The following is a 26,557-nucleotide window of genomic DNA, read 5'->3' as shown; positions in this document are numbered from 1 at the left end:
CAGTGTTCATTTTGATTTTTCATAAGTGACTATCATTAATTGATGAATTTTTAGTCAACCTATTTCAGGAAAGTACACACTTGCATTTTCAAATAATGCTAACCTTGTTAGATTTTAAAAATGATTTTCCTGGTGTGGCTTACGAAAGTGAAATTGACTATTGGAAAAGTATTTGTCCAAACCCTAATTTATTATTTAAACTAAAGGCTTTGGATAAATAATGTGATCTAAAGGAATATCAAAATTATCTACATCTTTTATTTTGGCAATAGGCGCAAAAAAATTAAGCCCTATTTTTTTACAATCTTTTCTACAATTTGCTAAAAATCGATCGTAAAAACCCTTGCCATAACCTACTCTAAAGTTTTGATTGTCAGAAATTAAAAGTGGTACAAATACCAAATCTAAATCTTTTTCTAAAGCTGGTTTTGCATCTTCGGGTTCTGGAACCTCAAATTTATTGAGTACTAATTTTGTGTTTTCATCTAAATAAAAATGAGCTAAAGTATTGTCTTTAAAATTGCATTTGCTAACTACAATCTCTTTATTCTGCTCTCTAAAATAGTTGATAATAGGTTGTGTATCTATCTCTTTAAATTTTACTAAAGACAAAAATAGATGTACAGTTTTAATGTTAGAAATATCTAAACTATAAATTTGTTGATAGATGTTTTGTTGTAACTTTTTTATTTCTAAAAGAGATAAATCGGCTCGTTTTTGTTTGTAAATATTTCTTAAAGTTTGCTTTTTCATTTACAAATTTTCTAATTCGGCTTGCATTTTTTTAGTTAAACCTTTTACGACTAAATCGTAAGAATGATTTATTAGTTCTCTAACCAAATCATCAGAAACATCGCTAGAATTAATGGTTACTGTATTCCATAATCTTTTGTTCATGTGCCAACCAGGATTAATTCCTTCATATTCTCCTCTTAACTCTTGTGCCCTATCTGGATTGCACTTTACATTTATTTTTTCTTCGCCCTTTTCCCATTTATCTAATCCAGAAAGTGCAAACATTTTTCCCATCACTTTAAAAACTAGAGTAACATCATCAAAAGGAAAATGTTCTGTAACTCCTTTTTTAGCAATACAATAATCTCTTAATTGCTCTATATGCATTAATTATGCGTTTGTTTATAATTTAAAAAGTATCTTTATCTATCAAATTTACAATTATTATTTAAATGGAAAACGAGTTTTTACAAAACACTTCTCTAATTAGTTATTCTAAAAAAAGCTATCAAAACACGAAGTACGAAGCTATTTCTGACATTGAACTTACCCATACAACAACTTCTAAAGAGTGGTTAAATATCTATAGAATAAACTAATGAGAAATTTTTAAAGAAATAATGTATTTAAATAAATTAGAAGATTTTTAGACAAAACTTACTTTATAATCTCGTACAAAACAGGTTTGCTTGGAGTGGCATCATTTTCAAAAGGTGCAATCATTAAATTCAGTAAATACTCACCATCCTCTACTGTATTTGGCACATAAATAAACTCTGTAATAGTTGCATCCATTCTTACTTTGCCTGCTGTATTCCAAAAAGCATTATGAGATAAAAGCTTACCCTCATCTTTCTCTTTATCTACTGAAGGTAAATCAATTAACAAATGTTTAATCCCTTTTTCTCTTAAATAAATTGCTGCTTTTTCTGATAAATAAGTTGGATTTGTATTAGAGTATTGCATACTCTTTTTATCCTCTAAATTAGGTAAAGTTCTAATTACTATGGCATCTCTTTTTTTATTTCTTAAGGCTCTTGTTAGCTGTTTAACTCCAATTATAAAATCTCCATTATGAAACAAAGGAGCAATAGTAACCACTTCTGCTAAAAAAATAAAATATTTTAAATTTTTATTTACTGAGTGTACTTTATCTGTAATAAACCCAACACATTCTGTATGTGTAATATGAGAATGTGGATTAAAATGTATGTTATTAAAATTAACTACGGCACCTTCAGAAACTTTTACAACCTCACCATCAAACTCTTGTGGAAAAATCTTTGGCCCCTCTATATATAAAGCATTTACATTCTTTTTTTTAGGATCGATAGGTATAGAAATATCAATAGGATTAGAGATATCTACCGTAATTTTTCTTGAATTGTATTCTATTATTGCTTTCATTTAATGTTAAGCTTGTTCTTGTTGATTGTTTTGTGCCTGTAATCTCAAATATAAGTTTTTAATTGTTATTTAAAAACTATACATCAAAGCATTTTTATAAATAATTATGAAATCATAAATAAATCTGATGCTATACCATCTACTAAAAATTTTCCTTTTTTTGTAGCCTTTAAAACTCCATTTTCAATGCTTAATAATTGATCTTGTATGTATTTTTTTGATTGATTTTCTATATACTCTAAAAAAATACTGCCAAAATCGGCTGATATTTTTTGTAAAGAAACTCCCCAAATTGTTCTTAAACCTGTCATAACATATTCGTTATAAATATCTATTTTAGACAATATTTCTCTTTCTATGGGCAACGTGTTTTTTTGTATAGATTTTATATATTTTGTATTATTTCTTACGTTCCAACTACGTTGTTTCCCATCAAAAGAATGCGCAGAAGGACCAATACCTAAATAAGTTTTGCCTAACCAATAAGCTGAATTGTTTTTACTAAAAAAACCGTCTTTACCAAAGTTAGACAATTCGTAATGTATAAAATTTGCTTTTTCTAGTTCTGCTATTAAAATATAAAATTGTTCTGCTGCTTTTTCTTCATCAACATTTTTAATTTTCCCTTTATTAATTAAACTCTCTAAAGTGGTTTTAGGTTCTACTGTTAAAGCGTAGCTTGATATATGTGGCACCCCAAAACTTAAAGCTATTTGTATGTTTTTACGCCACTGATCATGAGTACAATCTGGAATTCCATAAATTAAATCTACAGAAATATTTTTAAAATATTCTGTAGCAACCTCCAAACATTTTTTTGCTTCTACCGTATTGTGAGCACGATTCATTAAACGTAAATCTCTCTCAAAAAAAGATTGAATCCCGATACTTAATCTATTTATGGGCGATTTGGAAAGTGCTATAATTTTCTCTTCAGATAAATCATCTGGATTTGCTTCTAAAGTAATTTCAGGGTTTTCTACTACTTCAAAACTAGTATAAATAGCTTCAATTAAAAGCTTAATTTCGTCAGTTGTTAAAACAGATGGTGTTCCACCTCCAAAATAGATTGTTTCAACTATTTCATTTTGCAATTCGTCTTTTCTTAATTTTATTTCTTTAATTAAACTACCAATCATTTCTTCTTTCTTTTTTAAAGAAGTAGAAAAGTGAAAATCGCAATAAAAACATGCCTGTTTACAAAAAGGGATATGAATGTAGATTCCTGACATTATTTCTTAACTCTCTTCTCATTTTGCTTTACAAAACTAGCCCAACCTGTATAATTTTTACCACCCACAACTCTACCTGAATTATAAAAATGACAAACTGCAGCAGCCAAACCATCTGTAGCATCTAAATTTTTTGGTAAAGTTTTTAAATTTAAAAGCGATTTTAACATCAAAGCAACTTGCTCTTTACTAGCACTTCCATTTCCTGTAATTGCCATTTTAATTTTTTTAGGTAAATATTCTGTAATCGGAATTTCTCTGGACAAACCAGCAGCCATAGCAACTCCTTGTGCTCTACCTAACTTTAACATCGATTGTACATTTTTACCAAAAAATGGTGCTTCAATGGCAATTTCATCTGGGTTGTAGGTATCTATTAACTCAATTGTGCGTTCAAAAATTAGTTTTAATTTTAAATAATGATCATCGTATTTTTTTAGAATCAATTCGTTCATTTGAATAAATTCTATCTTTTTACCAACTACTTTTATCAAACCAAAACCCATAATGGTTGTTCCTGGGTCGATCCCTAAAATTATTTTTTCTGTGGGCAAAATCGCAGAGTTGTTTTACTTTATTACGCCTTTTTTACTGACGATTATTTGTTACTTTAAACGAGATGTTCAGCTCGCTTTTCTACAAATCTAAACAATTCTTTTGGTTGATAATAGAACTAACGGCTGTATTTGTTTGTGGGTATTTTATTTTTTGATGAATAAATTTCCAAAAAGAACTTAGATTTTTTTATTCAAAGATCTACTTTCTTAATCTTTTTATTTTTTTTTAACTGGTTTCTAGAAATAAAAAAAGCAATTATTAGTTCAAATAATTAGCAAACAAGCATAGCCCTGCTTGAAGTGGCATCCTTTTTAGGGTTGGTTCTAGTGATTACGTTTTTTTGCATAATTGTATAAAGAACATCAGATAAAAGAGGTTACATAAAGCAGAAAAACACTTTAGAAAAAACCCTAAAATAGAGCTTCCATAATGGCATCTGCCTTAAACCAAAGTATTAACGCAATGGCCAACAAAATAACCAAAAAGAGGCCTTTTTTAGGTTTTGCTTGTTTTTTTCTACCGAATTTTCTTTTGAATTCCATGTAAACGAATTTAAAATTATGGATTTTGAGTTGTTATTTTTCTAGCTCTTAACATTTCTCTTTTTCCTGGAGGCCCCGGCAAACGCTCTACTGTAAAACCTACTGCTTGCATAGCTCTTCTAACGCTTCCTTTTGCAGAATACGTTACTAAAATACCGTTTTCTTTTAAAGCATTAAACATTTTTAAGAAAATTTCTTCAGTCCATAATTGGGGTTGTACACGTGCACCAAATGCATCAAAATAAATTAAATCAAACACATTTTCATCTTCTATATCTTCAAAAAATTGTTTTCTTTTTGTGAGTGAAAAATGAGGTGAAATTTGCTGTTTTTCTTCCCAAGAAACTTCGTGAATTTTATAAAAAGCATCTTGCTCTTTTTCTGCTTTTAAAACTTTAATAAAGTTCATTTTTTCTACTTCCTCTGCAGTAACTGGGTAAGCTTCTACACCCACATAATCGATTTCTTTTTGAGCTTCTAAATAAGTGATAAAACAGTTTAAACCTGTGCCAAAACCAATTTCTAAAATAGCAACTTTATCTGCAGCAACTTGCTGTAAACCACTCTTTATAAAAACATGATAAGTTTCGTTAATTGAACCGTTTTTTGAGTGATACTGCTCATTCCAGTCTGGTAAATGTATGGTAGAAGAACCATCTGAGGTTATTAAAATTTCTCTTTTCAATATAATAGAATTAGTGATTTTTTAATTATTGGTATTGACCCTATACAAATTGTTTTATGACAAAAAATACAACTATTTACAGCAACATTATATTTTATACCAAAGGGTCTTTTCTTTCTAAGGTTAATATTTTGTTTTCTAAAATTACATCAAACATTTTAAGCGTTAAAGCTGCTGTTTTTTTTGATGTTTTACAAACTTTACCTTTTGTAATGACACCCTTTTTGATAGACTTACTTTTAGATCTAAATAAAAAAATAATACTAAAAAAACTTTATTATTTCTTTATTAAAACACCATTTGCTTCAAAAGCAAACTCTTTTCTTGGCACTGTAATTTTGGCTATTTCTTCTTTACTTTTTCCTGCATCTTCGGCATAATGTTCTAGCTGATCTACAGGTGTAATTTTTACAAATGCCTTACCTTCTACAATTACCTGTTTACCTTGAGAATCTAGAGGCATAAAAAAACCATAATCTTTAAAACGCACCATAGTTTCTGTTTCATCTACCAAAGGCAACTTCATCCAACAACCTTTTTTAGAACACACTTCTTTAATATTAGAAGCAAATTTTACGTTTACAGTATCACCAACATTCATGGTTTCAAATTTTGTAAGCATTTGCTCTTTTGTTAAAGCATTGTTTTCAGAAATTTTATCTCCATAAGATGTATAAGCAATCTCTATATTTGGAGTTTCTACTTTATTATTTTTCTTTTTTGCTTCTTTACAAGATGTAAAAACTAAAAGTATCGTAGCACAAAAATTAACGGCTAATTTCATCTTATTTTTATTTAACTATTTCATACAAATGTAAGAAATTTATAAAGAAAACTAGATTTTTTATATGACATCAGATAAATAAATTATGTACATTTGTATAGAAATATAATCGACAAAAATATGAGTTCTACTATACAAATAAAGCGTATTGAAAAATCTAAAATAGAGAGTGTAGATTTTAATAATTTGCCTTTTGGAAGTGTTTTTTCTGACCATATGTTAACTTGTACATTTAAAGACGGTAAATGGCAAGATTTAGTTATAGAGCCTTTTGCACCAATTTCTTTAAGTCCTGCAGCAAAAATTTTTCATTATGGACAGTCTATTTTTGAGGGTATGAAAGCCTATAAAGACACAGATGGAAATACACTTTTATTTAGACCTCTAGACAATTGTAAACGTTTAAATAAATCTGCAGAGCGTTTGGTAATTCCGCAAATTCCTGAAGAAATTTTCATGAGTGGACTAAAAGCATTATTAAAGATTGATGAAGCTTGGATACCAACAAATGAAGGTAGTTCTTTATACATAAGACCTTTTATGTTTGCATCTGGAAATGGTTTTCATGCATCGCCTGCAGACGCATATAAGTTATGTATTTGCACAGCACCTTCTGGAGCTTACTTTGCTGGAAAAGTAAAAGTTTTAATTGAAGAAAAATATGCACGTGCTGCAAATGGTGGTGTTGGCTTTGCAAAGGCTGGGGGTAATTATGCTGCTCAGTTTTATCCAACTCAATTAGCCATTGATAAAGGATACAACCAAGTAATTTGGACAGATGACAATACACATGAGTATATTGAAGAAGCTGGTGCTATGAATATTTTTGTTAGAATTAACGATACTTTAATTACGAGTCCAACAAGTGACAGAATTTTAGATGGTATTACAAGAAAAAGTATCATTCAAATTGCAAAAGACAAAAACATTGATGTAGAAGTTCGTAAAATTTCTGTTTCTGAAGTCATTGCAGCTGCTCAAGCAGGAAGTTTAAAAGAGATGTTTGGTGCAGGAACTGCTGCAGTAATTTCGCCAATTGCTGGTTTTGGTTTTAAAGGTGTAGATTATGATTTACCGGAATTAGAAAAACCTTTTGCAACTACTTTAAAGAAAGCTATTACAGATATACAAACAAACAAAGCAGAAGACCCTTATGGTTGGAGAGTTTTAGTAAAATAATAAAGTATATTATTATGTTACTAAATTTATTTTTTTAGCTATAATCCACTCTTTTAATTTCTTGTGGAAGTATAAAATGGTTTCAACATTTTTAAAACCTTTAAATGCACAAATACTTACTTTTTATTTCGCTGTTTTTAATGCTGTCCTGTAACTCTGGAGACAAAAGAGCTTTGGTTGGCGAAACTGAATATCAAAAAAAAGAAAATGCGTACTTTAAAGACGCCTCAAAATCGCCATTAAAAAAGAAGGATTTAAAAAAATTTAAAGGTTTAGATTTTTTCCCTGTAGATTCAACTTATATAATAACTGCCAAATTAAAGAGAGCTAAAAATACGCCTGTTTTTGAGATGCCAACTACTACAGACAGAAAAGCACTTTACAAAGAATTTGGCGTTGTAACCTTTACGTTAAAAGGAAAAAATTGCACATTAACTATTTATCAAAATCAAGATAATCTAGAAGATGAAGTCTATAAAGATTACCTTTTTCTGCCTTTTACAGACAATACTTCCGGAAACGAATCTTATGGAGGTGGACGTTACATGGATATAAAAACCACAGATATTTCAAACAACACAATAACGCTAAACTTTAACAACACCTACAATCCTTATTGTGCTTATAACAATAAATATTCTTGCCCATTAACACCCAGAAAAAATCATTTAGATTTAGAGATAAAAGCTGGAATTAAAGTTTTTGATAAACATTAAACTTTTTTTGAGGCTATTTTCTGCTTTCCGCTATAACTTTTTTCTTTTGTTCTGGATACAATTACACTAAAAAACGTAATCACTCGAACTGACAGAAAAAGGATGCCACTTCAAGCAGAGATAAACTTGTACCAACTTTATACTCTCTTTCAACTTTATCTAAACTAGTATTTAACACCTCAATCACTTCATGAGAAATTGCATTAACTTTTCCGTTTTTAACGGTAATGATTGCATAATTTCCTTCTGATTGAAGAGTTACAAATTAGTTAATAAGCTTCTTATTTAAAATGAGATCTCGAAAGCGATTCAACCAACAGATGTAAGATTACATAAATTTTATCAAATACATGCCAGCAAAAACAGCTAAAAAACCAATTACAAAACTTGCAATAGAGTATATGGCAAAACTGGTAAAATCTCCAGATTTTAAAAATACATGATTTTCATAGGCAAAAGTTGAAAATGTAGTAAAACCTCCACAAAAACCTGTTGCCAACAACAAGGTTTGATTTTGAGAAATCGCATCATTTTTTGCAGCATACCCTAAAATAAGCCCAATTAATAAACTGCCTAAAATATTGGCAATAAAGGTACCATAAGGTATTCCGTTTTCTGTATTATTTAACCATTTACCAATTAAAAAACGTAAAACGCTACCAAAACCTCCACCAATAAAAACGAATAGTAATTGTTTCATTATAGTTCTAAATCTTCTACATCTACCCAATTTTTCTTTTGGGTAACTGTACCTTTGTTTAAAATTATTACACCTGGATTTGCTCTAATCATTGTTTTTAAAGTAGTTTCATCGCAAAACAAAAACTCAAATGGCAAATTGTATTCTTTTTTCGCCAACTCTAAATCATCAGAAAAAGAAGCAGAAACACCATACACATTGTATCCTTTTTGAGTCGCTTTTTCAGCAATTTGTTTTATAGCTGGAAATCCGTTTTTATCTGCTTTGTCTAAATTATACACAATAACTAGCATTACTTTTTCTTTTTCTAAAAGAATGGGAGCTAAATCTTGTTGGGTATCTTCTAAAACAAAATCGTGTACAGGTGGTATAGAACCATCTTCTGGGTATTGCATTCCTTCTTGTAAGTTTTTACCAACTGCATACGCTCTAAAATCTATAATTGGCAAATGAGTTAACACATGTTGTACTATATACAAGAAAACTGCTAAAGATAAAAAGGCAATTAATTTTGGAATTTTCCCTTTAAAAATAGGTTCAATCAAATCAACTTTAATAACTAAAAGAATAATTAAAATAATTAAAATTACGTTTTTATAAAAGGTTTCCCAAGGTGTTAATTTAATAGCATCACCAAAACAACCACAGTCTGTAACTTTATTGTAAAAGGCAGAATACCAGGTTAAAAACAAGAATACTAAAGTTAAAATGAGCAAACTCCAAACTGTAAATTTGGGTTTGTAGCCAATTAAAATCATAACTCCTAATAAGATTTCTGCAACAATTAATAGTACTGCAAATGGCAATGCATAAGGAGCTAAAAATTCCATATTTAAAACCGATTCAGAAAAATATTCTTGAAACTTGTATTGAGAACCAATTGGATCTACCAATTTAACAAAGCCCGAAAATATAAATAAGGCACCTACTATTATTCTTGATATTTGGACTAGTATTTTCATAATTTTAACTTATAGACTTCTCGCTACAATTTTCTTCATACTTCAGAAAATCACTCGAAGTGACAGTAACACTTTAATATGTTCTGATATTTTGCTACTTTATAACGCTACTGCTTCAAAAACCCTGAAACTTTGAAACGCTATTTTACCCTAAATGAATCATCGCAAAAACGGCATAATTAATCATATCTTGATAATTGGCGTCAATTCCTTCAGAAACTATCGTTTTTCCTTTGTTATCTTCAATTTGTTTTACCCGTAATAATTTCTGCAAAATTAAGTCTGTTAGGCTAGATACACGCATATCTCTCCAAGCCTCACCATAATCATGATTTTTATTTAGCATTAATTCTTTGGTAATTTTTGCATGTTTATCATACAACTCAGTGGCTTGTTCTGTAGTTAAATCAGGATTTTCTACAACCCCATTTTCTAACTGAATTAAAGCCATAATTGAATAGTTTATAATTCCAATAAATTCAGATTTTTCACCTTCATCAACCTTACGAACTTCATTTTCTTGGAGTTGACGAATTCTTTGTGCCTTGATAAAAATTTGATCTGTTAAAGAAGGCAAACGTAAAATTCTCCACGCACTTCCATAATCAGACATTTTTTTTATAAATAAGCTTCTACATTCTTCGATAACTGCATCATATTGTTTTGAGGTGTCTTGCATCTTCAATTTTTAAAGTAATTGGGTAAAAATAGTAAATCTTACAACCATTTCTTTTATTTTTACCATGAATTTATCAACCTATTTATAAACTCTTAAAGGGAGTTTTAAAATAATTGAATATGACTAAAATGAAAAAAATTGTTGTTTTTTGTGGTTCAAGTTTAGGTTATAATCCTATTTATAAAGAAGCTGCTATTGCATTGGGAAATTATTTTACCGAAAATAACATTGGTTTGGTATATGGTGGAGGAAAAATAGGAATGATGGGGGTTTTAGCAGATACCATTTTAGCTAAAAATGGCGAAGTTACTGGAGTAATTCCAGAACTTTTACAAAAAGAAGAAGTAATACATGTTGATGTAAAAAATATGAATATTTGCAAAAATATGAGCGAACGCAAAGTATTTATGAGCAAATTAGTAGATGGTTATATTACTTTACCAGGAGGTTTTGGTACTTTAGATGAACTTTTTGAAGTACTAACTTTAGGACAATTACACATAGAACAAAAACCCATTGGTTTGCTAAATGTAAATGGCTTTTTTGACGCTACTTTACAACAGCTAGACAAAATGGTAGAAGAAGGTTATTTAAAAAAAGCAAACAAAGAACTTTTATTAATTGGTCAAAATGTAACCGAATTAATGGAGAAAATGCACAATTACAAAGCACCTAAAATTACACATATAATTAAAAAAGTAGTAAGTTAAAATGACCATAAATTGCAGAGGTACCTTAGTAGATTTGACGAACCCAAAAGTAATGGGTATTTTAAATATTACCCCAGATTCTTTTTTTGATGGTGGCAAATACAAAAACGAAAGCGATATTTTACAGCAGACAGAAAAAATGCTAAAAGAAGGTGCCACTTTTATAGATGTTGGCGCGTATTCTTCTAGACCAGGGGCAACCCATATTTCTGAACAAGAAGAGTTGCAAAGAATTATACCCGTAATAAATTTATTAATTAAAAACTTTCCAGAAATTATAATTTCTGTAGATACTTTTAGAAGCAACATTGCCAAAGAAACCATTGATGCTGGTGCAGCTATTGTAAACGATATTTCTGGTGGTAAAATGGATACCCAAATGTTTGAAACCGTGGCTAGACTTCAAGTACCATATATTTTAATGCACATGATGGGCACACCACAAAACATGCAAAAAAACCCAGTTTACAACAATGTAACGCAAGAAATTATCTCGTTTTTTGCAGCAGAAATTAATAAACTACATCAACTAAAATTAAATGATGTAATTATAGATGTGGGTTTTGGTTTTGGTAAAACCGTAGCTCATAATTTTGAAATTCTTAAAAACTTAAACCTATTTAATAGTTTAGACGCACCTATTTTAGCAGGTATTTCTCGAAAATCTATGCTATACAAAACCCTAGATATTACTGCACAAGAAGCCTTAAACGCCACTACATCTGCAAACACCATTGCACTTTTAAATGGCGCAACTATTTTACGTGTGCACGATGTTAAAGAAGCTGTTGAAGCTGTAAAGATTGTAAATCAAGTTTTATTTTAAACTTTGTAAAAGGTTAGAAGCCATTTCCAGCTTTCGCTACTCGCTTTTTTCGTTCCTCAAAAGAGCTCAAACAAACCGCTCAATCTGGGCTAAACTTGTTTGCCAACTTTCTGTAACTTAAAAATCTTGGCATCTTTTTAATAATTGTTAATACTTTAGATATTTTAAATATAGCTACTCTATTTAAGAAATAAATTGGCAGTAAAATTAAAGAGGAAAAATTACGAGAGCTTGCTAGAAATTTTAAAAAATTCCAATAATAGCAATATTGCAATTCAAGAAAAATTAAAATTGATTCGAGAAAAATACCCACTTCTAGTATCGGATGCAGAAATAAATAATTGATATTGTAATCCATAATTTATTAGTACTTTAGCCTAAAATCAGTTTATTTTTTATGTTCGATTTTATTGAATTTTCTTTATTAGATGTTTTAGATATTTTGTTAGTAGCAACACTACTCTACTATATTTACAAATTATTAAAAGGTACTGTAGCCATAAACATCGTAATAGGGATTGGTTTTATTTTTCTCATCTGGAAAATTACACAAGCACTAAAAATGGAAATGTTAAGTGGTATTTTAGGCTATTTACTTTCTGGTGGTGTTATAGCATTAATTATAGTTTTTCAGCAAGAAATTCGTAAATTTTTATTAATGATTGGTACCACAAACTTTACTAATAAACGTAGTTTTTTAAAACAGCTAAAGTTTTTACAAACAGAAATTAACTCAGAAATTGATACAGATATAATTTTAGACGCTTGTAAAAAAATGGCTAAAACAAAAACAGGTGCTTTAATTGTTATTGAAAGAACTAATAATTTAGACTTTTTAATTAATAGTGGAGATACTATGAATGCCCAAGTAAATGAGGTTCTTTTAGAGAGCATTTTCTATAAAAATAGTCCTTTACATGATGGTGCAATAATTATTAGAGATAATTATATTGTGGCTACAAGAGTCGTTTTACCAATTTCCGATAGTGCTAAAATACCTGCTAGGTTTGGTTTAAGGCATAGAGCTGGAATTGGTATCTCAGAAAAAACAGATGCTGTTTGTATTTTAGTATCAGAGGAAACTGGCGAAATTTCTTACATTAAAGACGGTAGTTTTGTACTCTATGAAAATTTTACAGAATTAAACGATAAATTGAAAAAAGATTTAATGTAGCTAAGAAGCAACATCTAAACTAAATTGTTTGTCGTATAAATTTTTATAATAGCCATCTACTTTTTCTAGCAGCTCTAAGTGAGTACCTTCTTCTACAATGAACCCTTTGTCCATTACAATAATCTTATCAGCCTTTTTTATAGTAGCTAACCTATGTGCTATTACAATGGATGTTCTGTCCTTAGTAATAGTTTCTGTGGCGTATTGTATCATTTGTTCTGCGTGAGCATCTACAGAAGATGTAGCTTCATCTAAAATTAAAATACTTGGTTTGCTTACATACGCTCTTAAAAAAGCTATTAATTGTCTTTGTCCAGAAGAAAGCATTGCACCACGTTCTTTCACGTTATAATCATATCCTCCAGGGAGTGTTAAAATAAAATCGTGAATACCAATTTGTTTTGCAGCCTTAATTACTTCTTCTTTAGAAATACTATCATCTTTTAAAGTAATATTATGCAAAATAGAATCTGAAAACAAGAAAACATCTTGTAAAACAATTGCCACTTGATCTCTTAGACTTTGTAAATTATAGTTATCAATAGAAACATCATCAACAGAAATGGTACCAGCATCTATTTCATAAAAACGATTTATTAAATTGATAATGGTAGATTTACCCGCGCCAGTTGCACCAACAATAGCTATGGTTTGTCCACTTTTTACTTTTAAATTGATTCCTTTTAAAACCTCTTCATCTTCTATATAACTAAACCTAACATCTTTAAAGTTGATGTTTCCTTTTAAGTTATTGGCAATAATTGTGCCTTCTTTAGAAATGGCACTATCTGTATCTATAATTTTAAAAACACGTTCTCCAGAAACAATTCCCATTTGTAACTGGTTAAATTTATCTGCAATTTGCCTTAAAGGTCTAAATAACATTTGCGCCATTTGCACAAAAGCCATTACGGTACCTGGACCTGGTACAGCAGCATCAATTACTTGTTTACTACCAAACCAAACTATTAAACCAATACCAATAGATGATAAAATTTCTGCAACTGGGAAGAAAATAGAAAAGTACCAAATGGTTTTTATATGGGCTTCTTTGTGTTTGTTATTAATTTGCTTAAAATTATTGTATTCAATATTTTCTCGGTTAAAAAGCTGCACAATTTTCATACCTGTTACGCGCTCTTGCACAAAACCATTTAAGTTAGCAACTTGATTTCTAACTTCTTGAAATGTAGCTTTTATGGCTTTTTGAAAAACTTTAGTAGCATAAATTAAAATTGGTAAAACTGCTATGGCTATAAATGCCAACTTCCAGCTAATTACAAACATTACAATAATTACTGCAAACATTTGCAACACATCACTTACAATAGTAAAAACACCAGAACTAAAAAATGCAGCAATGGTTTCTATATCAGAAACTACTCTTGTAACTAGTTTACCAACTGAGTTTTTATCAAAATAAGACATTTTAAATTGTAAAATATGTCTAAATATTTTGGCTCTAATATCTCTAATAATATGTTGCCCAACCCAATTTGCAAAATAGATAAAGGTAAACCTTAACACTACTTCTAACATTAAAACACTTAACATTAAAAGGATGTTTTTTACCAAACCTTCTATATCTTTATTGGTGATGTATAAATCTACTGTTTCTTTTAAAATGATAGGCGTTAACAAAGCTACACCCGCTAATAAAATGGTAGATATAGATGCTATAAAAAAATTAAGTTTGTATCTTTTTGCAAAACTCATGAGTCTTAAAAAGATATCCATATCAAAAGCATTTCCTGTTTTATTTGCCAAACCTTAATATTTTATGTTTGTTAAAAATAAGCCTTTTGCAGGTACAGATAAGCCTGCATTACTCCTGTTTTTACTTTCTATTATTTGTCTAAAATCTTCTACAGATACTTTGTGCAAACCAACATCGACTAGAGTACCTACAATGGCCCTAACCATATTTCTTAAAAATCTATTTGCAGAAATGTAAAAAGTTAACAAGTCGTCTGTTTGTTTCCAATAAGCTTCTGTTACATTGCAATTAAATGTATATACTTCTGTTTTTACTTTAGAAAATGTTTGAAAATTCTCATATTCTAAAAGTAATTTAGCAGCTTCATTCATTTTTGCAATATCTAACTTTTGCGAGTGTATTTGCCAAGAAAAATCTAATAAAAAAGGATTTCTGCCTGACCAAATTCTATACTCATAACTTCTACTTTCGGCACTAAACCGTGCGTGTTTTTCAGCATCAACTAAAAAAACATCATAGACTACAATATCATTAGGTAAAATAGAATTTAGTTTGTGTGGTACATCTCCTTCTAATTTTTCATCTATGTCAAAGTGCGCAAACATTTGCGATGCATGCACACCTGTATCTGTTCTACCTGCCCCAACAACTTCTATTTTTTGTTGCAAAATAGTAGTTACAGCAAAATTGAGTTTTTCTTGTACAGAAATTGCATCTGGTTGTATTTGCCAACCATGATAGTTTTTTCCATTATAAGAAAATTCTATAAAATACCTCAAGTAAATTGTTTTTTTGAAGGTACCAAAATTACGGAAATTATTTTGTTATTTGTATTTTTGATCTCCTAACAGCCATTAAAATTTTCTCATCTTTTTTTCATGAAAAAAATATTACTTTTATCTGACACCCATAGTTTTATAGACGCGCAAATTTTAAAATTTGTAAAACAAGCAGACGAAGTATGGCATGCAGGAGATATTGGTAACTTGTCTGTTACAGACGCAATTAAAGATTTAAAACCTTTAAGAGCGGTTTACGGTAATATAGATGATAAAGATGCGAGAGCAGAATTTCCTTTAGACAATAAATTTGAACTAGAAAATGTTACTGTTTGGATGACTCATATTGGTGGTTACCCCAATAAATACAATCAAAGAATTAGAGAAGAAATTCAACAAAAACCACCTAAAATATTTATTGCAGGTCATTCTCATATTTTAAAAGTTCAATTTGATAAAAAACTAAATCTTTTACATTTAAATCCTGGTGCAGCTGGCAATCATGGATTTCATAAAATTAGAACCATGTTGCGTTTTTGCCTTGAAAATGGTGAAATAAATAATTTAGAAATTATAGAATTGGCTAAACGTGGTTAACAGTAGTTCTTTCTAAAACTGGAACTTTTATAATAATTGAAGTACCCTCGTCTATTTTAGAATCAATAGAAAAATTACCTTTTAAAACATGAATTCTTGCTTCTATTTGATTTAAACCCAAACCATCTTTATTGGTTATTTTAGAAGTATCAAAGCCAACCCCATCATCTGATATTTGCAAAACAATTGCCCCCTCTTTTTCTTGCAATTTTATTACTGTGTTTTTTGCTTTGCTATGTTTTAAAATATTATTTAAAAATTCCTGAATAATATTATAAATTTTTATTTCGAAATTTTGCTCATACCTTCTAATGTTATGTGTTTCTGTTTCTATATTTAAATTAGAATTCGAGTATTTAGCTGCCAAGTCTTTAACTGCAAAGTTTAAACCAAATTTTAATAATACAGAGGATACTAAAGTATGGGATAAATCTCTAATTTTTTGTGAAGCTTCTTTAATAATTTCTTGAGTTTTTGAAATTTCTAAAGGTGTATTCCCATTAAAATACTGATTTGTAGCCATTAAATGTAGATTAGCAGAAGACAATAACGCACTTACACTATCATGTAAGGTTTCTGCTATTTCTTTACGTTCTGTTTCTTTACCATCGATGGTTGCATTTAAAATTCTAATTTGCGACTCAGATTTTATTTTTTCTATATTCTGATTTTGCAACAATTGCGTTTGAGAAAGTTCTAAACTTAAGTTCTTTTGCTTTAGTTTATAAAAATTTAAAAAGTACAATAAGGATATAATGATAACAAAACTACCTATACCATAAATTGTAAAGGTTCTTTGTGCTATTAAGCGTTTGTTTTCTTCAATTCTTTTTACGTCTTCTACATTATTTTTTGTGGTAATTTCCTCTACCATTCGCTTTATTTCTTTATCTCTAATACCATCTTCTATTTCATAAGAAATTTCCTGAAAATCATAAGCTTTGTAATCTTTTAAATTTCGCATTGCCCAAGCTAAGTTATAGTATAGTTTGGCTTTATACCTGATTGCATTTGGGCTTTTATCATTTTTTATAAGATTGATTCCTTCATTATAAATTTCTTTAGCTTTTTCAAAATCTCCCATAGACAAGTAAATATTCCCTAAATTATTCTTTGCACTTGCTTGATTTAATTTAAAATTTATTTTCCTATTAATTTCTATGGCTTTTTCTGCATAATTTATTGCTTTATCAAAAATAGAATCTTGTTCATATATGCCTGAAAGATTAATATAAGATAATGCTTTTGTCTCTTGGTTTTCATTATTTAAATCTGTAAAACCGTCTACTTTTAGATAATAAAACTTTGCACTATCTCTATTGGAGTTTCTATAAAAAGAACTACCAATACTTAGGTAAGTCTTTGCAATTTCTTTATTAAATTTTATTGTTTGATTGTTCTCGATTTTAGAATTCTTTAAAATTAACAAGTTTTTCAAAGCTTTCTTAAAATTTTCTAAAGCTCTAGAATGATTATTAGTTTTATTATAAATATTAGCTTTTAAAGAATAAAGTAGGTACAAATTCTTATAATCTAATTTACTTTGGTAACTATCTTCTAACTCTAAAATTTCTGAAAGTGCTTCTGTATAATTACTCCTAGAATACGTATTTAAAATAACTTCATACCTCCGTTGAAAAGTAGAATCTCTTTTAATTATAAATACTAAAGAAGCTTCAGTAATTGAAACTTCTTTAGATAAATTTATTTTGGGGGATGCATTACTAAAATGAAGACATAATGCAAAATAAATTAAAGGAAAAAATAATAACTTTTTCTTTTTCAACGTTTTATTTTTATAAATCAGAACCATCTACAATAATTACTCTAGGCTTTCTTTTTGGTTTTAATTCTCTTGCATAAGTTCCTTTGGAACTTGTAGTTGATAAGTGATTTACAAAATCAATTTTAAGTGTTTGTCCATCTACTTTTTCTAAATTTCTAGTAAAATTTACTCCAGAAGATTTCCCTTCTTCTAAATGTACTTCGTAAATGTTATTTTCTTCATTATACACAAAATCTACATGTACTTGACTATTTACTTTAAAATCTAAATCAAAAGTACCATCATCATTACTAGAAACACTGTACTCTTTTAACATACTAATGGACTTTGCGCTTGTTTTTATAGATGATACATTTTCATCTTCTATTGTAATTGTAGATCTATGATCTAAATTAGTGTCTATAAAACCAATACTTAGTTTATTACCGTCTATCAATAATTCTTCAGACACTTTACTGCTTATAGCATAATCAGACTCAAATAAATGAAACTCATTTGTGTTTGTTAGGTGATTTATAACTTTTTCTGTTCTTACATTATTTTCTAAATCGAAATCTAAAAAATATGCACCAGTAGCATCTCTTTTTACTTTAAACGTTTTTAAAAGATTTTTTTTTGCATGTTCTTCTGATAATGTTTCGTTGCTAGAACAAGAACTTAAAATTAATGTAGCTGCAACAAATAACGGTAGTAATTTAATAATTTTCATAATAATGGGGTTAAAAAGGGTTAATATAAATTGGTTATTTTTTTATAAAAAAAGCAATGCATACTAGTAAAACTACTATTAATTGGGGGAATATTTAAGTTTTTTAAAGGGGTTAGAGTTCTTAAATCTAAAACTTAAATTTTAAGGTATAATTATACCAGTTTATATTTTACTGCATACATTGCTAGTCCTATTGAATTTTTTACATCTAATTTTTTTAATAATTGTTTTCTATGTGATTCTACAGTATGATGACTTATTTTCATTTTTTCTGCAATCTCACCTGTACTTAATTCTTTTGCTACTAAAGACATCACTTGTTTTTCTGTTGTTGTTAATGAATCAAACAAATACTTTTCTGGCAAATTACCACTTGTACCTTTGTTTCCTAAGAGTGCCGTCATCATTATTTGTTTTATATCATCACTAAAGTATTGATCTCCATTTGCTACTGCTAAAATTGCTTTCACAATATGCTCTCCTGCGTTATTTTTAGAAATATAGCCACTTGCTCCAAGGTCCATAACCTCTTGTACTATTTTAGCATCATCATAACTAGATAAAATAATTATATTTGGTTTTGTTCTTTTCTTTTGAAAGTGTTTTAAAACATCAAAACCATCTAAAACTGGCATTGTAATATCTAAAATTAAAACATCTGCTTTATTTTCATTATTACTAAACCAGTCTATTACTTTTTGCCCAGTTAAAGAATATCCGCTAATTTCTATATTCTTATTCGTATTTATTACAGCTATAATGCCTTCTATTAAAATTTTATGGTCATCAGCTACGTGAACGTATATTTTCTGTTTCATTTTTATATTACAAATTTAAAGTACATTTTTAGATCCTACAATCCCTGAATTCAGGGATATTTTCGTATCCCTGAATTCAGGGATAAATATCCCTGAATTCAGGGATGTGGAGTTCATAAAAACCTGTTTATCAGGGTTTTAAAAATAGGTGTTTTTTTGGTGTTTTTTTAGTTTGATATAAAAGTAAAAAACTAAAAAAGAAAAATTCTGCTTATTTATGTTTTTTTCTTTAAAAGTGATGCAAAATAAAAAACCGAGAATATCTATTCTCGGTTTTTTTCGCACTAAATATACTAAGATGTTAGTTTTATCGCAATCTATCAACAGATTTTACAAGATCTTCATCCTTTTTAATAGCTTTATTTGCCAAAACAATAAGCAAAATAGCTATAATTGGTATAAACATCCCAATACCTTTCTCAGAAATAGAAACTTCTCCAGGTAGAGTTAGAGATACATAAATCAATAATCCTAATAAAATAAGGTTTACCAAAATTGCTAAACGACCTATAACAAATTGTAATTTTCTATTTTTATATAAAAAAATTGCTACAAATGCTAAAATTGCCGATACTAAAAATAAAACTGGAATCGATTTTAATAAATAAGATTCTCTATTTAATAAGTCTATTGCAAAAATATCTTTTGAAATAGATGTCCACAAATTAAAAACAAAAATTAAAACTCCTGAGATTACAGAAGCAAGTAATAAATATACACTTTGTATTCTTTGTATCATTTGTTATTTCTAGTAATACAAAAATAGAACATTCTTTTTTAAAAAGAAAACTAAGAACTAAAAAAAAATGTATATCTTTGTTATATAATAAAACCGCACAAAAATTATTTTGTAGTACTATACAAAATAATATCTATCAAAAAACACATAAATCTTAACATAACATAAGATTACTTATAACTTAATAAATATATAATGTTCGAAATCTCAGAACTAAAAGCAAAAACGCTTGCTGAACTTCAAGGTATTGCTAAAAATATTGGTCTTACAAAAACTAGCCAATTAAAAAAATTAGATTTGGTATATCAAATTTTAGATACACAAGCTGCAGATCCTGCCAAAGCAAAAATGGCTGTTGCACCTGCAAAAAATGAAGCTAAAAAAGAGGAAAAACCAAAAAGAAAACGCGTTGTTAAAAAGGCTCTAACAAACGAGGATACTAATGAAAAAAGCAGCGAAAAACCAGCTATGGAATCTAAAAACCCTGTTGCTAAACCTCAAAGAAAAGCACCTGTAAAAAGAGAGCCTAAAAAAGAGGTAAAAACAGAATTAACCACCAGTGTTAAAGAAGATAAGCCAGCTCAAAAACCTGCTAATCAACAAAACAAACAACAGAACAGCAAAAACAACAACAATCAACAGCACAATAAGCACAAAAACAATAACCAAAATAGAGATAAAAATAACTCTAACAAAGGAAATAAATCTAACAATAGATATAAAGACCCAGATTTTGAGTTTGACGGAATTATAGAAAGTGAAGGTGTATTAGAAATGATGCCAGATGGTTATGGTTTTTTACGTTCTTCTGATTATAATTATTTGTCATCTCCAGATGATATCTATGTTTCTCAATCTCAAATAAAATTATTTGGTTTAAAAACAGGAGATACTGTTAGAGGAAATGTTAGACCTCCAAAAGAGGGCGAAAAATATTTTCCTTTAATAAGAGTTTCTAAAATTAATGGGCTAAATCCTAATATTGTTAGAGATAGAGTTTCTTTTGAGCATTTAACACCTTTATTTCCTCAAGAAAAATTTAATCTTGCAGAAAAAGGAAGCTCTTTATCTACTAGAATTATCGATTTGTTTTCTCCTTTAGGAAAAGGACAACGTGGTATGATTGTAGCACAGCCTAAAACTGGTAAAACAATGTTATTAAAGGATGTTGCAAAAGCAATTGCACATAATCATCCAGAAGTATACCAAATTGTTTTATTAATAGATGAAAGACCTGAAGAAGTTACCGATATGCAGAGAAGTGTTCGTGGAGAAGTTGTAGCTTCTACTTTTGATGAACCTGCAGACAAACATGTACGCGTTGCAAACATTGTTTTAGAAAAAGCAAAACGTTTGGTAGAATGTGGACATGACGTAGTAATTCTTTTAGACTCTATTACACGTTTGGCAAGAGCTTACAATACAGTTGCACCTGCATCTGGTAAAATTCTTTCTGGTGGTATAGATGCAAATGCGCTACACAAACCAAAACGCTTCTTTGGTGCAGCAAGAAATATAGAAGGTGGTGGTTCTTTAACCATTATTGCAACTGCACTTACAGAAACAGGTTCTAAAATGGACGAAGTTATTTTTGAAGAATTTAAAGGTACTGGTAATATGGAATTACAGTTAGATAGAAATATTTCTAACAGACGTATTTACCCAGCTATCGACTTGATAAAATCTTCTACAAGACGTGATGATTTATTATTAGATGAAAAAACGGTGCAAAGAATGTGGGTGTTGCGTAAATACCTAGCAGATATGAATCCAATTGAAGCTATGGAGTTTATTAATGAAAGAATTAAATTCTCTAAAAATAATGATGAGTTTTTAATTTCTATGAACGGATAAAAACTTTCTAATAAAAAATAGGAAACCTTTTTGACTTGTTCAAAAAGGTTTTTTTTGTGATTACTTAATGTAGGTGTTTTTTAAAAAGCATCATTTTACAGGCAAAAGAGAAAAAATTTTATCCATAAAATAAATGATATTATTTTCTTATTCTTTTTTTAAATTCCTGCATTATTGGTTCTTTTCTATTTAATTTATAGTGAAACACTAAGTAATATTTTGAATATAAATTAAGTATTTCTTACTCTTTATTTTATTGTTATTTCTAATTTGATTACTTAAAATTAGATGATAAAAGTATTTAAAAAAAAATCCGCTCAACAGAATTGAACGGATTTTATTAAGATTGTATAGTTGCTACAAATTAGTTAGATACATACATATTTGCTCTGTTATCTTCTATATCTGCAGCTTTTTTTATTGCTTCATAGATTTTAAATGTTTGTCTTTTTCTAGTTTCTGCAATTTTATTTCTGTTTGTTTCGTAATTTGGTAAAGCAGTTGGCAATTCTCTTTTAGTTACTTTAAAAGCAAAAACACCTTTACTACCTTCTACATGATTAAATACTTTATTTAACTCTGCATTGTACATTGCACCTACTACTTTAGGTTCTGAACCAACGCCAGATAAAGCAGGACTTTTTAACTTGACACCAACAGCAGATCTAACAGTTGTATTATTAGCATTTGCAATGTCTTGTAAAGTGCTACCATTTAATTTATCTTTTAATAAAGCAGCCTTCTTTTGATTTACTAAAATTGGTCTTACTTTATTAATTGCTTTATCGGCAGGCAACAAACCTTTTGCTGTTTTATTAGTAACAATTGCAACAACATGGCTACCTTCTAAATCAAAACGTTTAAAATCAGATAGTTCTGTATTTTTACCAAAAGCCCAAGAAACAATTTGTCTTTGGTTACCAATACCTGGTACATTTTCATCTAAAACTTTTAACCCTACAGCAGGTTTTAACACATAATTATTTTCTTTTGCTACTGTATTATAGTCATCGCTTTTAGAAACTGCTAAAGCAAATTGTTCTGCTTTTTGAAACACTGTATTTTCTGTAGCTTCTGATGGTACAATTTTTCTCCCAAAAATGGCTAATTTTAAAACTTTTTGTCTGTTTTTCTGATCGTCTATTTTTACAACATGAAAACCAAAAGGTGTTTTAACAACATCAATGGTTCCTTTTTTGTTTGTAAAAGTAAAGTCTCTAAAGGCAGGTGTCATTCTTTTGTAGTTAAACCAATCTAAATTCCCACCTTTTTCTGAATTTGATTTATCTGAAGAAAATTCTTTTGCTAAACCTGCAAATTTACTTCTTCTTCTTTTAACAACAGTTAAAATACTGTCTGCTAATTTTTTTGCTTCCTCTTCTGTTCTAGTAACATCTGGTGCCACTCTTTGAGCTCCAACAAACGGAATTAATATATGACTCGCTTTTACAGAGTCTGGCATTTTAGAAACTTCTGTAATTTTAGAAATTTTAAAGAATCCTTGATCTTTATAAGGACCAAAAACATCACCTTTATTACCGTTAAAAATTTCTTTAGCTACGGTTTGGTTTATATCTGCATTGAACTTAAAGCTTTCATCTAAATTAAGATCAGAACCATTCATATTAAAAAACTCTTTGTAGTCTGTTGTGCTTTTTAAACCTTTTACAGTTTGTTTGTTTCTATCTAAACTGTCATCTATAAAAGTAGTAACTTCTTGTTTTATGGCTTGCTCGTCTGCAGGAGTTGCAATAATATCAAATTTTACATAAGAAATATCTCTTGTTGCTTCAGTTTTAAACTGAGCTGGATTATCAGTTATATAAGCCTCCACTTCAGATTTTTTTATTTTAACCAAGCTGTCTGCAATGGTGGTATAGGGTACATATACAAATTGAGCATTCAATTTTGTATTTTCTATCATATATTCTGTTTCTCCTTCTTTTAAAGAAGCTCCTAAACCCGCAGCAACTAATTTGTTGTATACATTTGTTTCTGTATTTTCTTTAATTTGATTCATGTAGTTAGACCAAGCTGTCCACATGTCTGGATTGTCTTGTTTTGTTGTTGCCAAGAATCTTTTAAATTCTGCTTCATCAAACAAGCCGGCTTCGTTTAAAAACTGAGGGTTATTTTTTACTGATGGAGCATTTAATACTTCTTGCCAAACATCTTTTTCGCCCACAGAGATACCAGCTTCTTCTAACTGATTTTTATATAACTTTTTTCTTAGTAAGTTGTCCCAAACTGTCTTTGCAGCTTGCATTTCTGTTACTTTACCATTTGTTTGTTGCTTGTATTGCTCTAAAGCATTTGCAAATTCTTGTCTAGAAATTGCCTCTCCATTAATTTCTCCTACTTCATTTACTTTACTAGAGTTAAAAAAATCTCCAAGTGTAGATGGGTCTAATACAAATGCAAAAAGTGCTAAACCTATTATTATAATCAAGAACATAGAACGTTCTCTAATTTTCGATAAAATTGCCATACGTCATTTATTTAATTACAGTGGGCGAATATACGATTTGGGTTTTAATATTGCAACCCATTTTTAACTAAATAGCAAGAAGTTGAAAGCAATGTAAAGTAGTTGTTTTTTTAGACCAGTAGATTAGTCTTCTGAATCTAGTTTTTTCAATGTAACATCGTCTATTTTTGCGCTACTGGTTTTAAGTATTTTAATTTCATAACCTTCTATTTCTACCACATCATTTTCTTCTGGTATATTTTCTGTGTGGTCTATAATAAACCCTCCTAAGGTTTCGTATGCTTCAGATTTTGGTATGTTTAAATCGTATTGTTCGTTTAAATAATCTACTTCTAATCTTGCAGAAAAATTAAAGGTAACTTCGTTAATTTTTTCTTCTAAAAATTCTTGAGAATCATGTTCATCTTCAATTTCGCCAAACAATTCTTCTACAATATCTTCTACAGTAATCATTCCAGAGGTTCCTCCATATTCATCTACAACAACAGCAACACTTTTGCGCTTTTTCATTAACATGTTTAAAATATCGTTAATCATCATAGATTCTGGTACAATTTCTACGGGTAATAATATTGATTTTATTGTTTTTGGTTTTTTAAAAAGCTCAAAAGCATTTACATATCCCAAAACATCATCCATAGAATTTTTATATACAATAACTTTAGATAAGCCTGTTTCTATAAAAAGTTTTTTTAAAACACTTACTTTTTCATGTATTTCTACAGCATAAATTTCTGTTCTAGGAACCATAACTTCTCTAGCTTTTACATTATGAAACTCAAGTGCATTTTGAAAAATTTGTATTTCAGAATCCATTTCATCATCATCATTACCAGTTTCTAATTGCTCTGAGATGTAGTTCCCTAATTCTTCTTTACTAAATTCTGTTTGTAATTCATCTGAATTTGTTTTAAAAAAAACACGCAGAAAAAAATCGGAAATGAGGGTAATAAATTCTGAAAAAAAGTGAAAAAGCATATAAAATATATATGCGGGTAGGGCAAATATTTTTAAAACTTCATTGGCATAAATTCTAAATATTGCTTTTGGTAAAAACTCTGCAGTAATTAAAATAATGACGGTTGAAATTATGGTTTGAAGTAATAATATAGAAAACTCGTTATAGCCGTCTAGAGGCAAAATTCTTATTAAAAAACTACCCATGTAGTAACTATAAATTACTAATGAAATATTATTACCCACCAACATTGTGGTAATAAATTTTGATGATTTTTGAGTAATTTTGTTTAAAATTTTTGGGATAAACCCTTCTCTCTTTTTTTCTAACTCTATGTGAAGTTTGTTAGCAGAAACAAAAGCTATTTCCATTCCCGAAAAAAATGCGGAAAGTAAAATAGATAAAAATATAATTATGAGTTCAATTTCCATTTAGAAAATGATAAACTATTTGTTTTGGTTTTGTTCGTTTCTTTTTTGCACTTTTTTTCTAAAACGCCTCTTAAAGAAAAATACTAAAGTAATAAAAATTGCAAAACCTAAAAAAAGATACGCCCTACTTCTTTCTGTGTTCCAACGCATTATACCTTCTACCACACAAATAAAAGCTACCATTAAATATCCATACTGAAAAAATTTCCAAACTCTATTCATTATACTTACTCTTTAGTTTCTAATATACCGGTTGTTTGCTTAGCAAGATGCTTGCTTAAATCTTCTTTACACTCAAAACCAACGCCTGTAATGGTGTCATTTTCTTTGTAAAGTGTAAATGGTTTTTCTGATACAAAATACCTTGTTTTTTGATCCCAAAACATTTGCGATGTTTCTAACCTAGATTTATCTTTGTGATTCACTACCACAACATTTCCTTTTATTTCTGAAACCTCTGTTTTAGAATAAGTTAATGCATAGTTACCTGTTATGGTTACAGAATCTTGCTGATTATTTGTAAAGTTAATAATTTTTACGCCTTTAGGAAACTCATTATAGGGGTGTTTTTTTCTATTGCTAAAATCTAACAGTAAAGGGGTTATTAACTTTGATGTGATTGCACCTGAATCTTTGTATACATGGTAGGCTTTTTTTGCTTTGCCAATGGGTAAATTTTGCTCTTTTAAAAGGTCACTAACTTCCTCAGAATTATTAACACAAGAAAAAAGCATTACTGTACAAAAAATTACAGTAATGCTTTTTATATATATTTGAAAATACCTTTTCAAA

The 26,557-nt window shown here is 29.1% G+C and carries 29 protein-coding genes; 8 read left to right on the top strand and 21 right to left on the bottom strand.

Annotated elements, in window-relative coordinates; genetic code table 11:
* Positions 1-195 precede the first annotated feature (195 nt).
* Entirely contained in the window at positions 196-753 is a 558-nt protein-coding gene (locus Q0662_RS11105) for a 5-formyltetrahydrofolate cyclo-ligase (RefSeq protein WP_298949739.1), read from the bottom strand.
* Positions 754-1,122: an MmcQ/YjbR family DNA-binding protein gene (locus Q0662_RS11100; protein WP_298949737.1), complete on the bottom strand. Its 369-nt coding sequence runs from the start codon at positions 1,120-1,122 to the stop codon at positions 754-756.
* Between the two features lie 65 nt (positions 1,123-1,187).
* Here Q0662_RS11100 and Q0662_RS11095 point away from each other — a divergent pair, with 65 nt between their 5' ends.
* On the top strand, positions 1,188-1,334 hold the full coding sequence (locus tag Q0662_RS11095; protein ID WP_298949735.1) for a hypothetical protein: 147 nt from the start codon (positions 1,188-1,190) through the stop codon (positions 1,332-1,334).
* A gap of 58 nt (positions 1,335-1,392) precedes the next feature.
* Here the strand turns inward: Q0662_RS11095 and Q0662_RS11090 are convergent, their stop codons facing one another.
* The 6 genes from Q0662_RS11090 to Q0662_RS11065 all read right to left on the bottom strand — a co-directional run bounded on the left by Q0662_RS11090 (position 1,393) and on the right by Q0662_RS11065 (position 5,943).
* Positions 1,393-2,142: a cyclase family protein gene (locus tag Q0662_RS11090; RefSeq protein WP_298949733.1), complete on the bottom strand. Its 750-nt coding sequence runs from the start codon at positions 2,140-2,142 to the stop codon at positions 1,393-1,395.
* A gap of 104 nt (positions 2,143-2,246) precedes the next feature.
* Positions 2,247-3,374 carry a radical SAM family heme chaperone HemW gene (hemW, locus tag Q0662_RS11085; protein WP_298949731.1) on the bottom strand — a complete coding sequence of 376 codons (1,128 nt, stop codon included), beginning with the start codon at positions 3,372-3,374 and terminating at the stop codon, positions 2,247-2,249.
* On the bottom strand, positions 3,374-3,928 hold the full coding sequence (gene ruvC, locus Q0662_RS11080) for a crossover junction endodeoxyribonuclease RuvC (RefSeq protein ID WP_298949729.1): 555 nt from the start codon (positions 3,926-3,928) through the stop codon (positions 3,374-3,376). The genes hemW and ruvC overlap by 1 nt, the downstream gene beginning before the upstream one ends.
* A gap of 414 nt (positions 3,929-4,342) precedes the next feature.
* A complete protein-coding gene (locus Q0662_RS11075; RefSeq protein ID WP_298949728.1) occupies positions 4,343-4,474 on the bottom strand; it encodes a hypothetical protein in 132 nt (43 codons plus the stop codon).
* Positions 4,475-4,490: 16 nt separating this feature from the next.
* Positions 4,491-5,159 (bottom strand): tRNA (5-methylaminomethyl-2-thiouridine)(34)-methyltransferase MnmD, encoded by a 669-nt coding sequence (mnmD, locus tag Q0662_RS11070; RefSeq protein ID WP_298949726.1) that lies wholly within the window; start codon positions 5,157-5,159, stop codon positions 4,491-4,493.
* Positions 5,160-5,436: 277 nt separating this feature from the next.
* Positions 5,437-5,943, bottom strand: a complete 507-nt coding sequence (locus Q0662_RS11065; RefSeq protein WP_298949724.1) for a DUF4920 domain-containing protein — start codon at positions 5,941-5,943, stop codon at positions 5,437-5,439.
* Between the two features lie 120 nt (positions 5,944-6,063).
* On the opposite strand from Q0662_RS11065, the gene Q0662_RS11060 reads away from it, so the two are divergent.
* Together Q0662_RS11060 and Q0662_RS11055 are read left to right on the top strand one after the other, a co-directional pair.
* Positions 6,064-7,122, top strand: a complete 1,059-nt coding sequence (locus tag Q0662_RS11060) for a branched-chain amino acid aminotransferase (protein ID WP_298949722.1) — start codon at positions 6,064-6,066, stop codon at positions 7,120-7,122.
* A 104-nt stretch (positions 7,123-7,226) separates the two neighbouring features.
* Positions 7,227-7,838, top strand: coding sequence for a DUF1684 domain-containing protein (locus Q0662_RS11055; RefSeq protein ID WP_298949720.1), 612 nt, complete (start codon positions 7,227-7,229; stop codon positions 7,836-7,838).
* A gap of 328 nt (positions 7,839-8,166) precedes the next feature.
* Here the strand turns inward: Q0662_RS11055 and crcB are convergent, their stop codons facing one another.
* The 3 genes from crcB to Q0662_RS11040 all read right to left on the bottom strand — a co-directional run bounded on the left by crcB (position 8,167) and on the right by Q0662_RS11040 (position 10,179).
* Positions 8,167-8,538, bottom strand: coding sequence for a fluoride efflux transporter CrcB (crcB, locus tag Q0662_RS11050; protein WP_298949718.1), 372 nt, complete (start codon positions 8,536-8,538; stop codon positions 8,167-8,169).
* Positions 8,538-9,500, bottom strand: coding sequence for a BT_3928 family protein (locus tag Q0662_RS11045; RefSeq protein ID WP_298949716.1), 963 nt, complete (start codon positions 9,498-9,500; stop codon positions 8,538-8,540). Before Q0662_RS11045 ends, crcB begins: the two co-directional genes overlap by 1 nt.
* 145 nt (positions 9,501-9,645) lie before the next feature.
* On the bottom strand, positions 9,646-10,179 hold the full coding sequence (locus tag Q0662_RS11040) for a DUF1599 domain-containing protein (protein WP_298949714.1): 534 nt from the start codon (positions 10,177-10,179) through the stop codon (positions 9,646-9,648).
* Between the two features lie 128 nt (positions 10,180-10,307).
* Here Q0662_RS11040 and Q0662_RS11035 point away from each other — a divergent pair, with 128 nt between their 5' ends.
* The 3 genes from Q0662_RS11035 to cdaA all read left to right on the top strand — a co-directional run bounded on the left by Q0662_RS11035 (position 10,308) and on the right by cdaA (position 12,889).
* Entirely contained in the window at positions 10,308-10,889 is a 582-nt protein-coding gene (locus Q0662_RS11035; protein WP_298949712.1) for a TIGR00730 family Rossman fold protein, read from the top strand.
* A gap of 1 nt (position 10,890) precedes the next feature.
* Positions 10,891-11,715, top strand: coding sequence for a dihydropteroate synthase (gene folP, locus Q0662_RS11030; RefSeq protein WP_298949710.1), 825 nt, complete (start codon positions 10,891-10,893; stop codon positions 11,713-11,715).
* Between the two features lie 397 nt (positions 11,716-12,112).
* Positions 12,113-12,889, top strand: a complete 777-nt coding sequence (cdaA, locus tag Q0662_RS11025; RefSeq protein ID WP_298949708.1) for a diadenylate cyclase CdaA — start codon at positions 12,113-12,115, stop codon at positions 12,887-12,889.
* Here cdaA and Q0662_RS11020 read toward each other — a convergent pair whose 3' ends face one another.
* A complete protein-coding gene (locus Q0662_RS11020) occupies positions 12,890-14,656 on the bottom strand; it encodes an ABC transporter ATP-binding protein (protein WP_298949706.1) in 1,767 nt (588 codons plus the stop codon). It abuts the gene before it with no gap.
* 3 nt (positions 14,657-14,659) lie between these two features.
* Positions 14,660-15,385, bottom strand: coding sequence for a tRNA pseudouridine(38-40) synthase TruA (gene truA, locus Q0662_RS11015; RefSeq protein ID WP_298949704.1), 726 nt, complete (start codon positions 15,383-15,385; stop codon positions 14,660-14,662).
* Between the two features lie 99 nt (positions 15,386-15,484).
* Between truA and Q0662_RS11010 the strand changes: the two genes are divergently transcribed.
* Complete coding sequence (locus Q0662_RS11010; protein ID WP_298949702.1) at positions 15,485-15,982, top strand: metallophosphoesterase family protein; 498 nt, start codon at positions 15,485-15,487, stop codon at positions 15,980-15,982.
* On the opposite strand, the gene Q0662_RS11005 is transcribed toward Q0662_RS11010, so the two are convergent.
* From Q0662_RS11005 to Q0662_RS10990, 4 genes are all read right to left on the bottom strand, one after another.
* Complete coding sequence (locus tag Q0662_RS11005) at positions 15,969-17,768, bottom strand: tetratricopeptide repeat-containing sensor histidine kinase (protein ID WP_298949701.1); 1,800 nt, start codon at positions 17,766-17,768, stop codon at positions 15,969-15,971. The genes Q0662_RS11010 and Q0662_RS11005 overlap by 14 nt on opposite strands.
* Positions 17,769-17,778: 10 nt before the next feature.
* Complete coding sequence (locus Q0662_RS11000; RefSeq protein ID WP_298949700.1) at positions 17,779-18,477, bottom strand: hypothetical protein; 699 nt, start codon at positions 18,475-18,477, stop codon at positions 17,779-17,781.
* A gap of 152 nt (positions 18,478-18,629) precedes the next feature.
* Positions 18,630-19,295: a response regulator transcription factor gene (locus Q0662_RS10995; RefSeq protein WP_298949698.1), complete on the bottom strand. Its 666-nt coding sequence runs from the start codon at positions 19,293-19,295 to the stop codon at positions 18,630-18,632.
* Positions 19,296-19,602: 307 nt separating this feature from the next.
* Positions 19,603-20,034: a DUF4293 domain-containing protein gene (locus tag Q0662_RS10990; protein ID WP_298949696.1), complete on the bottom strand. Its 432-nt coding sequence runs from the start codon at positions 20,032-20,034 to the stop codon at positions 19,603-19,605.
* 195 nt (positions 20,035-20,229) lie between these two features.
* Between Q0662_RS10990 and rho the strand changes: the two genes are divergently transcribed.
* Positions 20,230-21,888, top strand: coding sequence for a transcription termination factor Rho (rho, locus tag Q0662_RS10985; protein WP_298949694.1), 1,659 nt, complete (start codon positions 20,230-20,232; stop codon positions 21,886-21,888).
* 364 nt (positions 21,889-22,252) lie between these two features.
* On the opposite strand, the gene Q0662_RS10980 is transcribed toward rho, so the two are convergent.
* From Q0662_RS10980 to lptC, 4 genes are all read right to left on the bottom strand, one after another.
* Entirely contained in the window at positions 22,253-24,376 is a 2,124-nt protein-coding gene (locus Q0662_RS10980) for a peptidylprolyl isomerase (protein WP_298949692.1), read from the bottom strand.
* A gap of 123 nt (positions 24,377-24,499) precedes the next feature.
* Positions 24,500-25,765, bottom strand: a complete 1,266-nt coding sequence (locus Q0662_RS10975; RefSeq protein WP_298949690.1) for a hemolysin family protein — start codon at positions 25,763-25,765, stop codon at positions 24,500-24,502.
* A 15-nt stretch (positions 25,766-25,780) separates the two neighbouring features.
* Positions 25,781-25,987: a hypothetical protein gene (locus Q0662_RS10970; RefSeq protein ID WP_298949688.1), complete on the bottom strand. Its 207-nt coding sequence runs from the start codon at positions 25,985-25,987 to the stop codon at positions 25,781-25,783.
* Positions 25,988-25,992: 5 nt separating this feature from the next.
* On the bottom strand, positions 25,993-26,556 hold the full coding sequence (lptC, locus tag Q0662_RS10965) for an LPS export ABC transporter periplasmic protein LptC (RefSeq protein WP_298949686.1): 564 nt from the start codon (positions 26,554-26,556) through the stop codon (positions 25,993-25,995).
* Position 26,557: the final 1 nt, after the last annotated feature.

Source organism: uncultured Polaribacter sp. (assembly GCF_947503855.1).
Lineage (GTDB): Bacteria > Bacteroidota > Bacteroidia > Flavobacteriales > Flavobacteriaceae > Polaribacter.
This window is presented reverse-complemented; position numbering and strand designations above follow the sequence as displayed.

Bases quoted from the DNA above. Each gene is read 5' to 3' on its own strand.
- Q0662_RS11035 (WP_298949712.1), top strand. From the start codon at position 10,308: ATGAAAAAAATTGTTGTTTTTTGTGGTTCAAGTTTAGGTTATAATCCT.
- cdaA (WP_298949708.1), top strand. From the start codon at position 12,113: ATGTTCGATTTTATTGAATTTTCTTTATTAGATGTTTTAGATATTTTG.
- Q0662_RS10975 (WP_298949690.1), bottom strand. From the start codon at position 25,765: ATGGAAATTGAACTCATAATTATATTTTTATCTATTTTACTTTCCGCA.
- Q0662_RS11075 (WP_298949728.1), bottom strand. From the start codon at position 4,474: ATGGAATTCAAAAGAAAATTCGGTAGAAAAAAACAAGCAAAACCTAAA.
- Q0662_RS10970 (WP_298949688.1), bottom strand. From the start codon at position 25,987: ATGAATAGAGTTTGGAAATTTTTTCAGTATGGATATTTAATGGTAGCT.
- hemW (WP_298949731.1), bottom strand. From the start codon at position 3,374: ATGTCAGGAATCTACATTCATATCCCTTTTTGTAAACAGGCATGTTTT.
- Q0662_RS11090 (WP_298949733.1), bottom strand. From the start codon at position 2,142: ATGAAAGCAATAATAGAATACAATTCAAGAAAAATTACGGTAGATATC.
- Q0662_RS11045 (WP_298949716.1), bottom strand. From the start codon at position 9,500: ATGAAAATACTAGTCCAAATATCAAGAATAATAGTAGGTGCCTTATTT.
- Q0662_RS11100 (WP_298949737.1), bottom strand. From the start codon at position 1,122: ATGCATATAGAGCAATTAAGAGATTATTGTATTGCTAAAAAAGGAGTT.
- Q0662_RS11095 (WP_298949735.1), top strand. From the start codon at position 1,188: ATGGAAAACGAGTTTTTACAAAACACTTCTCTAATTAGTTATTCTAAA.
- Q0662_RS10980 (WP_298949692.1), bottom strand. From the start codon at position 24,376: ATGGCAATTTTATCGAAAATTAGAGAACGTTCTATGTTCTTGATTATA.
- folP (WP_298949710.1), top strand. From the start codon at position 10,891: ATGACCATAAATTGCAGAGGTACCTTAGTAGATTTGACGAACCCAAAA.
- Q0662_RS11000 (WP_298949700.1), bottom strand. From the start codon at position 18,477: ATGAAAATTATTAAATTACTACCGTTATTTGTTGCAGCTACATTAATT.
- Q0662_RS11105 (WP_298949739.1), bottom strand. From the start codon at position 753: ATGAAAAAGCAAACTTTAAGAAATATTTACAAACAAAAACGAGCCGAT.
- Q0662_RS11060 (WP_298949722.1), top strand. From the start codon at position 6,064: ATGAGTTCTACTATACAAATAAAGCGTATTGAAAAATCTAAAATAGAG.
- rho (WP_298949694.1), top strand. From the start codon at position 20,230: ATGTTCGAAATCTCAGAACTAAAAGCAAAAACGCTTGCTGAACTTCAA.
- Q0662_RS10995 (WP_298949698.1), bottom strand. From the start codon at position 19,295: ATGAAACAGAAAATATACGTTCACGTAGCTGATGACCATAAAATTTTA.
- Q0662_RS11065 (WP_298949724.1), bottom strand. From the start codon at position 5,943: ATGAAATTAGCCGTTAATTTTTGTGCTACGATACTTTTAGTTTTTACA.
- Q0662_RS11055 (WP_298949720.1), top strand. From the start codon at position 7,227: ATGCACAAATACTTACTTTTTATTTCGCTGTTTTTAATGCTGTCCTGT.
- Q0662_RS10990 (WP_298949696.1), bottom strand. From the start codon at position 20,034: ATGATACAAAGAATACAAAGTGTATATTTATTACTTGCTTCTGTAATC.
- crcB (WP_298949718.1), bottom strand. From the start codon at position 8,538: ATGAAACAATTACTATTCGTTTTTATTGGTGGAGGTTTTGGTAGCGTT.
- Q0662_RS11010 (WP_298949702.1), top strand. From the start codon at position 15,485: ATGAAAAAAATATTACTTTTATCTGACACCCATAGTTTTATAGACGCG.
- Q0662_RS11040 (WP_298949714.1), bottom strand. From the start codon at position 10,179: ATGCAAGACACCTCAAAACAATATGATGCAGTTATCGAAGAATGTAGA.